13 protein-coding genes are annotated in these 12,938 nt (G+C 46.9%); 6 read left to right on the top strand and 7 right to left on the bottom strand.

The genetic code is table 11. From position 1 onward, the window contains the following. Positions 1–31 precede the first annotated feature (31 nt). Together sacX and epr are read right to left on the bottom strand one after the other, a co-directional pair. Positions 32–1,411, bottom strand: coding sequence for a SacY negative regulator SacX (sacX, locus tag C1T29_RS23075; RefSeq protein ID WP_014665875.1), 1,380 nt, complete (start codon positions 1,409–1,411; stop codon positions 32–34). 430 nt (positions 1,412–1,841) lie between these two features. Next, a complete protein-coding gene (gene epr / locus C1T29_RS23070) occupies positions 1,842–3,779 on the bottom strand; it encodes a minor protease Epr (protein WP_103749224.1) in 1,938 nt (645 codons plus the stop codon). Positions 3,780–4,006: 227 nt separating this feature from the next. Here epr and celB point away from each other — a divergent pair, with 227 nt between their 5' ends. Both celB and C1T29_RS23060 read left to right on the top strand, forming a co-directional pair. Continuing rightward, on the top strand, positions 4,007–5,341 hold the full coding sequence (gene celB, locus C1T29_RS23065; protein WP_014665871.1) for a PTS cellobiose transporter subunit IIC: 1,335 nt from the start codon (positions 4,007–4,009) through the stop codon (positions 5,339–5,341). Between the two features lie 78 nt (positions 5,342–5,419). Continuing rightward, complete coding sequence (locus C1T29_RS23060; RefSeq protein ID WP_103749225.1) at positions 5,420–6,097, top strand: DUF2711 domain-containing protein; 678 nt, start codon at positions 5,420–5,422, stop codon at positions 6,095–6,097. A gap of 38 nt (positions 6,098–6,135) precedes the next feature. Here C1T29_RS23060 and glxA read toward each other — a convergent pair whose 3' ends face one another. After that, positions 6,136–6,516: a glyoxalase GlxA gene (gene glxA / locus C1T29_RS23055; RefSeq protein WP_014665869.1), complete on the bottom strand. Its 381-nt coding sequence runs from the start codon at positions 6,514–6,516 to the stop codon at positions 6,136–6,138. A 120-nt stretch (positions 6,517–6,636) separates the two neighbouring features. Here glxA and C1T29_RS23050 point away from each other — a divergent pair, with 120 nt between their 5' ends. Next, a complete protein-coding gene (locus C1T29_RS23050; protein ID WP_103749226.1) occupies positions 6,637–7,824 on the top strand; it encodes a class I SAM-dependent rRNA methyltransferase in 1,188 nt (395 codons plus the stop codon). Between the two features lie 32 nt (positions 7,825–7,856). Here C1T29_RS23050 and C1T29_RS23045 read toward each other — a convergent pair whose 3' ends face one another. The 4 genes from C1T29_RS23045 to C1T29_RS23030 all read right to left on the bottom strand — a co-directional run bounded on the left by C1T29_RS23045 (position 7,857) and on the right by C1T29_RS23030 (position 10,436). Beyond that, the gene (locus tag C1T29_RS23045) at positions 7,857–8,054 is read right to left on the bottom strand and encodes a YwbE family protein (protein ID WP_003227367.1); all 198 of its coding nucleotides are present in this window, start codon (positions 8,052–8,054) and stop codon (positions 7,857–7,859) included. A gap of 33 nt (positions 8,055–8,087) precedes the next feature. Next, on the bottom strand, positions 8,088–9,290 hold the full coding sequence (locus C1T29_RS23040) for an MFS transporter (protein ID WP_014665866.1): 1,203 nt from the start codon (positions 9,288–9,290) through the stop codon (positions 8,088–8,090). A gap of 100 nt (positions 9,291–9,390) precedes the next feature. Beyond that, the gene (locus C1T29_RS23035) at positions 9,391–10,068 is read right to left on the bottom strand and encodes a CidB/LrgB family autolysis modulator (protein ID WP_014665858.1); all 678 of its coding nucleotides are present in this window, start codon (positions 10,066–10,068) and stop codon (positions 9,391–9,393) included. Further along, entirely contained in the window at positions 10,050–10,436 is a 387-nt protein-coding gene (locus C1T29_RS23030; protein WP_003227375.1) for a CidA/LrgA family holin-like protein, read from the bottom strand. Before C1T29_RS23030 ends, C1T29_RS23035 begins: the two co-directional genes overlap by 19 nt. A gap of 105 nt (positions 10,437–10,541) precedes the next feature. Between C1T29_RS23030 and C1T29_RS23025 the strand changes: the two genes are divergently transcribed. The 3 genes from C1T29_RS23025 to thiE are packed head-to-tail and all read left to right on the top strand — an operon-like array spanning position 10,542 to position 12,938. After that, positions 10,542–11,447 carry a cidABC operon transcriptional activator CidR gene (locus C1T29_RS23025; RefSeq protein WP_040081438.1) on the top strand — a complete coding sequence of 302 codons (906 nt, stop codon included), beginning with the start codon at positions 10,542–10,544 and terminating at the stop codon, positions 11,445–11,447. Between the two features lie 7 nt (positions 11,448–11,454). After that, positions 11,455–12,273 carry a hydroxyethylthiazole kinase gene (gene thiM / locus C1T29_RS23020; RefSeq protein ID WP_103749227.1) on the top strand — a complete coding sequence of 273 codons (819 nt, stop codon included), beginning with the start codon at positions 11,455–11,457 and terminating at the stop codon, positions 12,271–12,273. Next, on the top strand, positions 12,270–12,938 hold the full coding sequence (gene thiE / locus C1T29_RS23015; protein WP_071581847.1) for a thiamine phosphate synthase: 669 nt from the start codon (positions 12,270–12,272) through the stop codon (positions 12,936–12,938). Before thiM ends, thiE begins: the two co-directional genes overlap by 4 nt.

Below are 12,938 nucleotides of genomic sequence, written 5' to 3'. Positions count from 1 at the left end.
CCGTTTTATGAATGAAAACGAATAAATCCAGTTATTCTGTCTCTTCTTTAAACCCGAGAAACAATGTAGCTATAAAAGCAGAGACGGCGGCGATCAAAAAACCGATCATATAATGAACAAAATTCGCGGCGCCGAACGGCAGCACAATTGAAATCATCGGAATGCCTGTCAGCCCGTAGGAATTTGCCACAACTTGTACCGCAACTACGTACGCTCCGCCAATAGCACCGCCGATGGCTGCACCGATAAAGGGACGGATCAGTTTGAGATTCACCCCGAATACAATCGGTTCAACAATGCCTAAAAACGCGGTCAGAGAAGCGGGGAGCGCAATTTTTTTCAGGCTTGATTGTTTCGTTTTGAGGAATACCGCAAGCCCCGCTCCGCCCTGGGCCACATTCGCCATCGACCATATCGGCACTAAAAAGTTGACACCGACATGCGGATTCGCAAGCAGCGTTGCTTCAATCGCATAAAAGCTATGATGCAAGCCAGATAGGACGATAGTAGAGTAGATGCCGCCGAAAAGGGCTCCGGCGGCAATGCCGGCGTGATCATAAATATAGACTATCGATTGTGTCATGATTTGGCCGACGATAGAAGCGGCGGGATTCATCACAATCAGCGCGAGGCACCCTGTCACCATGACCGTAATAAAGGGAATGATCACGACATCAAGTGACTTCGGCACAATCGCTTTTAATAGCTTCTCAATTTTGCTCATGACAAAAACGGAGAGAAGAATCGGTATGATGGAACCCTGATAGCCCATCATCGGGATGTGAAGCCCCCATATATCTAAAGAAGACGGGGTTTTGCTGCCGAGCATAGACGGGTCCAGCAGATCAGGGTGCGTCAAAAGCCCCGCGATCACTGCCCCTAGATATGGGTTGCTGCCAAATTGCCGTGCGGCACTGAAGCCGACTAAAATCGGCAGCAAAATAAAGGCTGTGCTGGACACGAGGTCGAGCATTTTAATCCATGGGCTGCCGGCAGCGAACCAGTGAAACACCTTAATCATGCCAATCAGCCCCATGAGCAGGCCGCTTGCTGTTATTGCCGGAATAATCGGCACAAAAATATCAGACAGTGTTTTCGCAAAAGCTGCGGCAGGGTTCAGCTTCCGGCTGGCTTTTTTCTGGTGAACAGGCTCTTCAGAAGGCGCGGCCTCCCACACTTGAACGACTTCTTTATATATTTTGTTGACGACGCCTGCTCCGAAAATAATCTGGAATAGTCCGTATCGGAAAAAGGTGCCCTGCACACCTTGCAGGTTCTCAATGGCACGTATATCAATTTTCGTCTCGTCCTTTACATCAAAACGAAGACGGGTCGTACAATGGCTGATGCTGATAATGTTGTTTTTTCCTCCTGCTAGCAGCAGTAAGTCTTTTGCAATCTCATTATGCAAGCAATCAAAACCTCCTTTGCTGAAGAAAAGTCGGCTTGTTCATCGTATCAAATGAAAAGTTGACAATCAAAATGAAAAAAGTGAGAAATACCGGTTGAAAATGACAAAAATGCCCGCGTCGGTGACGGAGCATTAGTATAGGAATTGTTGTCCAAGGCGCCGTTATGAGACCAACACGAAAAGAAGAGTTAAAATGCCCTGCTTTTTTAGGCACTAATACTCCCTTTGCATCATTGGGTCTTGCCTGCCTGCCCAGTCACAATCCCGCCATATGTGGTGATAACTGTAATAACGTTCATTTTATGCTGTTCATGGCTGTATAGCAATAGTATGAAAAGCCTGTGCGATGGATGGGAAAAAGGTTGTGTGCGGTGTTCTAAGAAGATAAAAACCCTTTAAGACCTGGTATGCAAGTCTTAAAGGGTTTTGGTTACTTTTTCGCTTTGACGGCGTTCAGCCGTTTTTGCAGCTTTGTTTTTTCATTGGATGCTTTTAATTGGTTCACTGCAGACTGAGCGGATGTCTTCGATTTCTTTGTTTTGTCTTTCTCCGCTTTCTTTACCCTAGCTTTTGCCGTTTCGACTTTTTTTGCTTCAGCTGCCGCCACTTTTTTCTTCACTTTGTCTAACCGTTTTTGCAATGCTGTTTTGTCCTTGCCTGATTGAAGCTGATTGACAGCTGATTGTGCTTTTGCCGCATTTGCATCAGTTGATGTCTTTTCAGCGAAGGAGACGGATTGCTGCGCTGTTTTCAAATTGGTGCTTTTCACTTTGGCAAGGCGTTTCTGCAGGGACGTTTTTTCTGAACCTGCCGGCAGCTTGCCAACTGCTGATTGTGCGCTGTCCACATCTGTTTTCTTTTTGCTTTTCTCCGCTTTCGCAACTTTGTCTTTCGCCTGCTTTGATGCGATGTAGCGTTTAACTTGGTCTAACCGTTTTTGCAGGTTCTTTTTGTCTGTTCCGTTCGGCAGCTTGTTAATGGCAGGTTGTGCTGTATCAACGGTTTGCTGTGTTTTGTACTTTTCTGCCTTTGCGACTTTGTCTTTCGCATCTTTTACATTTCTGTATGACTGTACTTTATCCAGTCTTTTTTGCAGGGCAGTTTTGGCGTCGGAGTCCGGCAGCTGGCTGACGAGTTCCCGCGCTTTGTCGATATCGGTTTGTGCTTTTGATTGTTCCGCTTTTTTCACCGCTTGCTCTGCTGCCGTGTACGCTGAATCTGTTGCCTGTGCTTTATACTGGATTAAGCCGTAGCCAAATTGCTGATCGCGGCCTGCGGTACCAAGATCAACGATGTTTTTCCGCATTTCCTCACGAAGCTGGACGTTTGTCTCGTCAGGGTCCCGCTGTTTTAACAAAGCAAACATGGCAGCGGCGTGCGGTGTCGCTTGGGATGTCCCGCTTCCTGTCGCATAATACTGGTTTACGTAAGTGCTTGTGATGTTTGTTCCCGGCGCTGAAAATTCAACTTCATCTCCAGTTGTTGAGAAGGAGGCAAGCTGATTCTTTTCGTTTGTTGCCGAAACCGCAACGACACTGCTGTACGCCGCCGGATAATTCACTGGTTTTCCGTTTCCGTCATTCCCGCTTGCTGCAACAAGCAGAACGCCTTGTTCATATGCTTTGTCCACGGCGTCATGAAGTATTTTGCTGTCTGACGTCGTGCCAAGGCTCATATTGACGATGTCCATCCTGTTTGCGATCGACCAGTCAATTCCTTGGAGAAGGCTTTGAAGATCCCCCGAGCCGTTCTGATCAAGCGCTTTAACCGCGTATATTTGTGCTTCCGGTGCGATGCCGTCAATTCCGTAGCCATTGTGCTTGGCTCCGATAATCCCTGCGACATGTGTTCCGTGGCCGTTATCATCTTTGTAAGAAGAGGTATAACTGACAGCTGAATACCCGCCGGCAATCGACAGGTCATCGTGGGGGGAGATTCCGCTGTCAATGACGGCAATTTTGACACTTTTTCCTGTCAGTCCTGCCTTCCAGGCCTGTTTTACCTGAATGGGCTCAAGGTTCCATTGCTCGAAGTTGTCAGAGGTGTCAGCGCCGTCTGACAGCACTTTGAAATCCGTGCTGTCTGCTGCGGTAAAGGATACGTTATTTTCTACATACAAAATATCAGGATCCTGCTTTAATTCTTTTACTGTCTCCTGATCTGCTGTGACTGCTACTGCGGGAAGATGCTTATACTGCTTTTCAACATCAGCATCGCTGTCCAGGATGGTTTCCTTTCCGGCCTTGTTTTTATAAACCACAATGACCTCTTTCTCGCTGCTGTTTTGCGCATGAGCGAGAGGGCCTATGGCGAGAAAACTGAAAAACAGAGTGACTGATACAACAAGTTTGCAAGACATGTTTTTCATGATTCATCTCCTTTTTCTATGATGTTTGATATATATATCGGAGAAAAAAAGAGAGATTGATAGTAAGAAGGGAAAAAATTTTCATGGGCAGGGTTGTTTAGCAAAATGCAGATTTTTTCCGCAAGAAGAGGAAATTTTCCAAATGAATTTGTAAGCGTTTTCAAAATAAGATAAAGAAAACATTGCGGAGGTTGTTTACAAAGCAATGAGAAAAGGGGGCTTTTCAGATGAGCGCATTCACTCGGGTAATGGAAGAAAAAATAATGCCTGTCGCCGGAAAAATTGCCGGACAGCGGCACCTCAGCGCTTTGCGTGACGGAATTATCCTGACCATGCCGCTGATTATTATCGGGTCTGTCTTCTTGATTTTAACGAGCCTGCCGATTCCGGGGTATGCTGATTTCATGGCGAGTGTGTTTGGGAAGGAGTGGGCTGATAAGCTCGGATATCCCGTCAATGCTTCGTTTGATATTATGGCGATGATCGCCGCTTTCGGGATCGCCTATCGGCTGGCGGAAAGCTATGGTGTTGATGCCCTTTCGGCCGGAGCGATTTCAATTGCCGCATTTCTATTGGCAACGCCGTTTGAGGTGCCGTTTACCCCGGATGGCTCAACGGAGTCCATCATGGTAGGGGGCGGAATCCCGATCACGCTGCTCGGCAGCAAAGGCTTATTTGTCGCCATGCTGATCGCTTTGTTTTCAACCGAAATCTATCGATATATTATTCAAAAGAATATCGTTTTCAAAATGCCAGACGGTGTGCCGCCTGCGGTAAGCAAATCGTTTGTCGCGCTGATCCCCGGCTTTATCATTGTGTTTCTCGTGTGGCTGGCGCGTCTTCTGATTGAAATGACACCTTTTCAGAGCCTGCACAATGTCGTAGGAGACCTGCTTGGCACACCGCTTTCCATCCTCGGTGGCAGTCTCGGCGGAAGCCTGATTGCTGAATTTGTGCAGATGCTGCTTTGGTCGTGCGGGATTCACGGGGCTTCCATCATTGGCGGGATCATGGCGCCGATTTGGTACGGCGCGATGGATGCCAACCGTCTCGCCTTCCAAGCGGGCGAGGCGCTGCCGAGCATTTTTACGACTCAGTTTTTTCAAATTTGGATCAATGTCGGCGGAAGCGGAGCGACGCTGGCGCTTGTCTTGACGATGCTTGTCCGGTCTCGCAGCAAACAAATGAAGCAGCTTGGCCGATTAGGGATTGGGCCCGCGCTTTTTAATATCAACGAGCCGATCATTTTCGGCATGCCGATTGTCATGAACCCGCTTCTCATTGTTCCATTCATCATCGCGCCACTCCTTACGATTACCGCAACTTATATCGGCATGAGCACCGGATTGGTGGCGAGGCCGGCCGGAATCGCCGTGCCATGGACGATGCCGCCGCTCATATCAGGCTATTTGGCGACAGGCGGCAAGGTCTCGGGCGCCGTTATGCAGCTGGTGAATCTGCTGATCACCTGTGCTATCTACTATCCGTTTTTCAGAATATGGGATCATCAAAAATGGCGGGAAGAGAGTGCGGTTGAATCCGGAGATAAGAATGTGACGTGATAGATGATCAGCCTGTCATAGGGCTGATCATCTTCTTTCAAACGAATGGAAATGTTAGAATATGTAAAGGAGGTGCGCATGTTAGATTATATATGGTTCGATGACGAATCACCGATCTTAAAACAAATACCTGTTGAATACTCATCAGCTGCTCTTATTTTTTCTCCTTTTATCCAAATGCCTGAAGGATGGGAGAAAGCAAAGAGAAAACATGATTACGAGCATATTTATCCAAACGATGATGAAATAAGAAGAAAAGGTAAGGCTGTTTCCTGGGAGAAGGTTATGTCCTCTTGCGGCTTGCAAACACATGCTGAGCTGGCGCTGGCTTTAATGACATCGATAGGCGCCTTAAGGGACGAGTGCGCGAGAGAGGATTTGGCTGAGCTTTTACATGAAAACATAAATGGAGACCTATATTATCCCAGTGAGGATCATATTTCAAATTTCCACATTCCGGGTTTGATAAAGGTGTTAGGTATGAACGGATCTAATCGGTTTTATTACGCAGAACCGATTGTGGAAAACAGCGGCTTTTTGGACATAACTGAGGCGAACTTGCGAACGGTTCTTGATGAAGCCGCGGCAGAGCTCGTTTTGACTGATGAGAAAATGGGGTTTGTGTTTATGAGCGTATATGACTCATTCATTAATGTCTTTTTAGCAAAAGATAAAAACATCAATGACCTGGTTCAGCGTATGGGCTGGGAAGTGATGGTTTGCGATGAGTCGACGCATATCAGTTGGTACAGATAAAAAAGAACGTACATCATAGTATGTACGTTCGTTATTTTTTACCGCTGAAAGAACTCAATCCACTCACCGTCAGGGCCTTCGATATAGAAATAACGGTATCCGTTTGGAAGTGTTGTGATTTCCTCATCAATAAATTTCGCGTTCATTCTTTCCGCTTTTGTATATTCAGCCGCGATGTCATCCGTCAGCAGGGCAATGTGGTGCACTTTTCCTTCGGAGGGAAGCTCACTGCTGTAGCCTTGAATCAGTTCGATTTCTGTTTCCGGGCCGTCTTCAAAGCCGAGAAAAGCAAGCTCGATAACACCGTTCGTGTGCGTGATGCGATCCTTCAATTTCATGCCGAGTACCTCTTCATAAAATGTGATAGACGCGTTAATATCTCTTACCATGATGCCTGTATGGTCAATTCGTTTTGGCATGCTGCTCCTCCTCGTAACTCTTTTTGTCTATCGTAGAAAAACCTTTCCTTTCTGTCAATGCAGACATCTTGGCGTTTTGTGGTACGATAAGAGAAAGCAAACAGAAAGAGGACGACATATATGAAGCTACTCACCCTAAAGAAAGCACACGCTGCCAAAATCAAAAAAGGCTATCCCCTTATCGAAAAAGAAGCTCTCGCAGGGAGTGCGGGGCACATGAAAGAAGGAGACCTCGTTGATATCGTGGCTGAGAGCGGCGAGTTTCTCGCGCGGGGCTATTATGGCCTGCAAAACAAAGGGGTCGGCTGGACGCTTACCCGCAATAAACATGAACAGATTGACCAAGCCTTTTTTCTCACCAAATTAACAAAAGCGGCCCAAGCGCGCGCCAAACTATTTGAGGCTCAAGATACAACGGCTTTCCGCCTGTTCAATGGTGAGGGCGACGGTGTCGGGGGCGTCACCATCGACTATTATGACGGCTATCTGCTGGTACAATGGTACAGCAAGGGCATTTACACCTTTAAAGATATGCTGATTTCCGCTTTGGATGAGATGAATCTTGATTATAAAGCGATTTACGAGAAAAAACGCTTCGACACGGCTGGACAATACGTTGAAGACGATGACTTCGTGAAAGGGAAAAGAGGCGAGTTCCCGATCATCATCCAGGAGAATGGCATTCAATACGCGGTGGATCTGAATGAGGGCGCCATGACGGGCATCTTTTTGGATCAAAGACATGTGCGCAAGGCAATCAGAGACCGCTATGCAAAAGGGAAAACCGTTTTAAATACGTTTTCTTATACGGGTGCATTCTCCGTGGCAGCGGCGCTTGGCGGAGCGGAGAAAACAACAAGCGTGGACGTGGCAAATCGAAGCCTGGCCAAAACGATCGAGCAATTCAGCGTGAACAAGCTGGATTACGAAGCGCACGACATTAAAGTGATGGACGTGTTTAACTATTTTTCATATGCTGCAAAAAAGGATCTGCGCTTTGATCTCATTATCCTCGACCCGCCTTCCTTTGCGCGTACAAAAAAACGCACCTTCAGCGCGGCCAAGGATTATAAAAACCTGCTGAAGGAAACGATCGCCATCACAGCTGACAAGGGTGTCATTGTAGCCTCTACAAACAGCAGCGCCTTTGGCATGAAGAAATTCAAAGGCTTTATCGATGCCGCCTTTAAAGAAACAAATGAACGCTACACGATTATTGAGGAATTTACACTGCCGGAGGATTTCAAAACGATTTCGGCATTTCCGGAAGGCAACTATCTGAAAGTGGTCTTTCTGCAGAAAAAATAACGAAAAAGCTGCCCTGTTCGGGGGCAGCTTTTTTATGTAGAAATGATCTGCTGGACGCGGCCGATGCGGCCATCTTCAAGACGGACCTTAATGCCATGCGGATGAAAGTTTGATTTCGTCAAAATATCCTTCACTGTCCCTCTCGTCAGTTTTCCTGTTTTTTGATCTGCTTTCAATACAATATCAACCTGCAACCCTTTCGAAATGCTGTTTCGCTCTTGCCCGTTCATAACGCACATCCTTTCTATTGTTCATTATAGTCATTATGGTTTAAAAGTAACAGCCGGCTGATGAAGTGTATTTTTGTTTTTTTCAGCCTTCATTAAATATAATGTCAGGCCAAAGCCTGCTATGCTCAGAATGCCAAAAAGCAAGTAGACCGCGAAAATCGACACGTAGTCAAAAATGTACCCGCCTGCAAATGTGCAGAACCAGTTGCCGAACCCGTTGCCAATGGCGGCGTACATGGTCAGTGCCGTCGCTTCAACGTGTCTTGGGGTAATCTTTTTCACATATTGAAGCGCTGCCGGGATAAATAAACCGATGGCCACTCCCTGAAGAAAGACCGTCGCATAAATGATCCATAGTGAAGGCGCCGTGAAATAGAGCGCCCACCTGAATAATGAGACTCCGCCTGACAGCATAATGACGTTGAGCAGCCCCATTTTATCTATAAATGTTTGGGCGAATCTCATAAATGGAATTTCTGAAATGACACCGATGAAAAATAAAATGCCGATAGCGGAAAGTGACGCGCCGCTTTTGTCCAGAAAAAGACTAAAATACGTATTGTTTGCTAAGTTTGGAGCAAATGTCGTAAAAGTGATGATCATAAAGATGAGGAAAGTTTTGTTGCTGATAAGCTCTCGGAATCCTTTGCGGATATTGACCTTTGTTTTCGTTTTCTGCTGGCCCGGCATTTGAGAAGCCAATATGGCGGCAATGCATAGAAAGGCACAGCCGAAGATAAAGATCACATGAATGGGATACAGCTGATTCGTCACCTGTCCCATCACAAACACCGCGACGCCGAAGCCGAGAGAACCAAACAGGCGGATTCCGCCATAATTGCCGTTTGTTTCTTGTGTGTACCTTAGTGAAATGCTGTCCGAAAGTGGGATAATCGTGCTTTGAAAGGCTGCAAAACAGGCCGCAATCAAAATAAACAGAGGAAAGCTGTCAAATGCAATATAGCCTAGTCCAATGATGCCTGTGATTGATGTGCAAACCGCCAGCAAGCTTTTCGTTTTTTGTGTATAGTCGCTCAGCATGCCCCAAAACGGCTGAAAGAAAATCATCACAATCGGGCCCAGTGACATGATCAAGCCGACCTGTGATCCGCTTAAATGCTGTTCCTTCGTTAAATACATACTGAGTAGGGGAATCATGCTGCCCGTACCGAGAAAAGCAAACAAATAAAATCCTTTTAACGCGGCATAATGCCGTCTCACCTGCAAGTTGTGCATCAGGGTGCCTCCTTTGGTATCCACAAATACATTATATTGGAATTCGCCAGCTTTTCAATAAGTGGAAGCACATAAAAAAACTGCCCGTGAAAGGACAGTTTTACATAAATGAAAGCAAAAACGGCGCCGCGCAAAGCGTCATAATCGCAGCTAGGATCATCGACACGCTTGAAATCGTGCCGGACACAGAGCTGAGCTCAAATGCTTTTGACGTTCCCGCTCCGTGCGCGCTTGTGCCGAGCAGCACGCCTCGTGCGATTTCGTTATCAATGCGGAAATAGCGGATGACCATCGGGCCGATCACCGTGCCGAACAAAGCGGTTAAAATCACAAACACGGCAGTGACGGCAGGCATTCCGCCGATCATTTCAGATACGTTCATCGCGATCGGCGTTGTCACTGATCTCGGGACGAGGCTGTCAATTAAGCCGGTGCCGAGGTGAAGCCATTTCGCAATAAGAGCGGTAGAAATAATCGCGATGCATGAACCGACAGCCACATTCAAAATAATTTCCACTGCGTATTTCTTTAAAACAGGGAAATATTTATATAGCGGGATCGCGAATGCCACGGTGGCCGGCTGAAGCATATCGGTCAGCAAACCGCCGCCGAGATTATAGGACTCGTACGGGACATTCACCAGCAGCAGCAGACCGACTAACACAGCGGGCGTCAGCAAGAGCGGCGACGTATAAACACGCGGAAAGCGTTGATAGACCTTTTTTGCTCCTAAATACACCAAAACCGTTAAAAACAAACTTACAATTCCGATGAACACGTATGCTTTTTCTCCTTTCTTTTTGCAATAAGTTGTGTAAGCGTTCCTGTAGACACCATCACGACAAACGTGCTGATGATGACAACAAGCAGAATGCTGACACCAAATTTCGACATAATGTCTCCGTATTCAATCACTCCGACGGCAGACGGGATAAAAAATAAAAGCAGCTCCCCGAGAAGCCACGCTGCACCAAGCTCTATCCATTCCAGCTTGATGATGTTAAAGTGCAATAATGTGAAAAGAATCACAATCCCTATTATACTGCCGGGAATATTTATATGAAGAAGGGCTGTCACCCAATTAATCAGCCGAGCAAATATAAATAACAGAGCGATTTGAATAACGGTTAGCAACAGTTTTTTCATATTGATGCCTCCCTTATATTCATATTGTACATAAGGTCTCGCTATAGGTAAAATATATATTAAGAATAAGAAGTATTCCTTTTGTCTATAGAAAGGGTGAAGCACATGGATATCCGCCATTTAACATATTTCTTGGAAGTCGCCCGTTTAAAAAGTTTTACGAAGGCTTCCCAATCCCTTTATGTTTCTCAGCCGACGATATCAAAAATGATCAAAAATTTAGAAGAAGAGCTCGGGATTGAACTGTTTTACCGAAACGGCAGGCAGGTGGAACTGACAGACGCCGGCCATAGCATGTATGTGCAGGCGCAGGAAATTATTAAATCATTTCAAAACCTGACGTCAGAATTAAATGATATTATGGAAGTCAAGAAAGGGCACGTACGGATTGGACTGCCGCCGATGATCGGCTCGGGGTTTTTCCCGAGAGTGCTCGGCGATTTCCGTGAAAACTATCCGAATGTCACCTTTCAACTAGTCGAAGACGGTTCTATAAAAGTCCAAGAAGGTGTCGGGGACGGCTCTCTTGATATCGGCGTTGTGGTCCTTCCCGCAAACGAAGACATCTTTCATTCGTTTACAATCGTAAAAGAAACCTTAATGCTTGTCGTTCACCCTTCCCACCGGCTGGCTGATGAGAAAGAATGTCAGCTGCGTGAGTTGAAGGACGAGCCTTTTATTTTCTTCAGGGAGGATTTTGTCCTGCACAACCGAATTATGACGGAATGTATTAAGGCTGGATTCCGGCCTCATATCATTTATGAAACCTCACAATGGGATTTTATTAGTGAGATGGTATCAGCCAACCTTGGGATCGGGCTTTTGCCGGAACGAATTTGCCGCGGACTTGACCCGGAAAAAGTGAAAGTCATTCCGCTTATCGATCCGGTCATCCCTTGGCATCTCGCCATTATTTGGAGAAAGGACCGCTACTTGCCGTTTGCCGCCAGAGCTTGGCTCGAACATACGAAATCGTATTTATGGGACCCGAAAAAAGATAGTAAAGGATGATGCAAACATGGATGCACAATCAGCAGCAAAATGCCTGACTGCTGTCCGCCAGCATAGCCCTCTGGTGCACAGCATAACCAACAATGTTGTAACGAATTTCACAGCAAACGGCCTGCTCGCGCTCGGCGCATCGCCCGTTATGGCGTACGCGAAAGAAGAGGTTGCCGATATGGCGAAGATTGCGGGGGCACTCGTTTTGAATATCGGAACGCTAAGCAAGGAGTCAGTCGAAGCGATGATCATCGCGGGAAAATCAGCCAATGAACATGGCGTCCCCGTCATTCTTGATCCTGTCGGTGCCGGAGTAACACCGTTCCGAACTGAATCGGCACGTGACATCATTCGTGAGGTGCGCCTTGCTGCAATCAGAGGAAATACGGCGGAAATTGCCCATACCGTCGGTGTGACGGATTGGCTGATCAAAGGTGTTGATGCGGGTGAAGGCGGAGGCGACATCATCCGGCTGGCTCAGCAAGCGGCACAAAAGCTAAACACGGTCATTGCGATTACTGGTGAAGTCGATGTCATTGCCGACACATCAAACGTATATGCCCTTCATAATGGCCACAAGCTGCTGACAAAAGTAACAGGCGCCGGCTGCCTGTTGACTTCCGTTGTCGGTGCGTTTTGCGCTGTGGAAGAAAATCCATTGTTTGCAGCTATCGCTGCTATTTCCTCGTATGGAGTCGCAGCTCAGCTTGCCGCACAGCAAACAGCTGACAAAGGTCCAGGAAGCTTTCAGATTGAATTGCTGAACAAGCTTTCGTCTGTTACTGAACAAGACGTCCAAGAATGGGCGACAATTGAAAGGGTGACTGTCTCATGACTCGTATTTCTCGGGAAATGATGAAAGAGTTATTATCTGTTTACTTCATTATGGGGTCAAACAATACGAAAGCTGATCCTGTCACAGTTGTACAAAAAGCGTTAAAAGGCGGTGCCACCCTGTACCAATTCCGTGAAAAGGGCGGGGATGCACTGACTGGAGAGGCTCGGGCTGAATTTGCTGAAAAAGTGCAGGCAGCCTGCCGTGAAGCTGGTGTTCCGTTCATTGTCAATGATGATGTGGAATTGGCTCTGAAGCTGAAAGCTGACGGTATCCACATCGGCCAGGAAGACGCAAACGCGAAAGAGGTAAGAGCTACTATAGGTGATATGATTCTCGGCGTTTCCGCCCATACGATGTCTGAGGTGAAGCAAGCCGAAGAAGACGGAGCGGATTATGTCGGACTCGGGCCGATCTATCCGACTGAAACGAAAAAGGATACGAGAGCGGTACAAGGGGTATCTCTTATCGAAGCAGTCCGCCGCCAAGGCATCACCATTCCAATTGTCGGCATCGGCGGCATCACAATAGATAATGCCTCACCTGTTATCCAAGCGGGGGCCGATGGTGTCAGTATGATCAGCGCCATCAGTCAGGCGGAGGATCCTGAGGGTGCCGCACGCAAGTTTCATGAAGAAATTCAAACGTATAAAACAAGAAGGTAA

Source organism: Bacillus sp. MBGLi79, assembly GCF_002953915.1.
This window is presented reverse-complemented; position numbering and strand designations above follow the sequence as displayed.

What these genes read in the sequence shown, in the direction of transcription:
- epr (WP_103749224.1), bottom strand. Translation starts at nt 3,779, where the DNA reads ATGAAAAACATGTCTTGCAAACTTGTTGTATCAGTCACTCTGTTTTTC.
- celB (WP_014665871.1), top strand. Translation starts at nt 4,007, where the DNA reads ATGAGCGCATTCACTCGGGTAATGGAAGAAAAAATAATGCCTGTCGCC.
- C1T29_RS23060 (WP_103749225.1), top strand. Translation starts at nt 5,420, where the DNA reads ATGTTAGATTATATATGGTTCGATGACGAATCACCGATCTTAAAACAA.
- glxA (WP_014665869.1), bottom strand. Translation starts at nt 6,516, where the DNA reads ATGCCAAAACGAATTGACCATACAGGCATCATGGTAAGAGATATTAAC.
- C1T29_RS23050 (WP_103749226.1), top strand. Translation starts at nt 6,637, where the DNA reads ATGAAGCTACTCACCCTAAAGAAAGCACACGCTGCCAAAATCAAAAAA.
- C1T29_RS23045 (WP_003227367.1), bottom strand. Translation starts at nt 8,054, where the DNA reads ATGAACGGGCAAGAGCGAAACAGCATTTCGAAAGGGTTGCAGGTTGAT.
- C1T29_RS23040 (WP_014665866.1), bottom strand. Translation starts at nt 9,290, where the DNA reads ATGCACAACTTGCAGGTGAGACGGCATTATGCCGCGTTAAAAGGATTT.
- C1T29_RS23030 (WP_003227375.1), bottom strand. Translation starts at nt 10,436, where the DNA reads ATGAAAAAACTGTTGCTAACCGTTATTCAAATCGCTCTGTTATTTATA.
- C1T29_RS23025 (WP_040081438.1), top strand. Translation starts at nt 10,542, where the DNA reads ATGGATATCCGCCATTTAACATATTTCTTGGAAGTCGCCCGTTTAAAA.
- thiM (WP_103749227.1), top strand. Translation starts at nt 11,455, where the DNA reads ATGGATGCACAATCAGCAGCAAAATGCCTGACTGCTGTCCGCCAGCAT.
- thiE (WP_071581847.1), top strand. Translation starts at nt 12,270, where the DNA reads ATGACTCGTATTTCTCGGGAAATGATGAAAGAGTTATTATCTGTTTAC.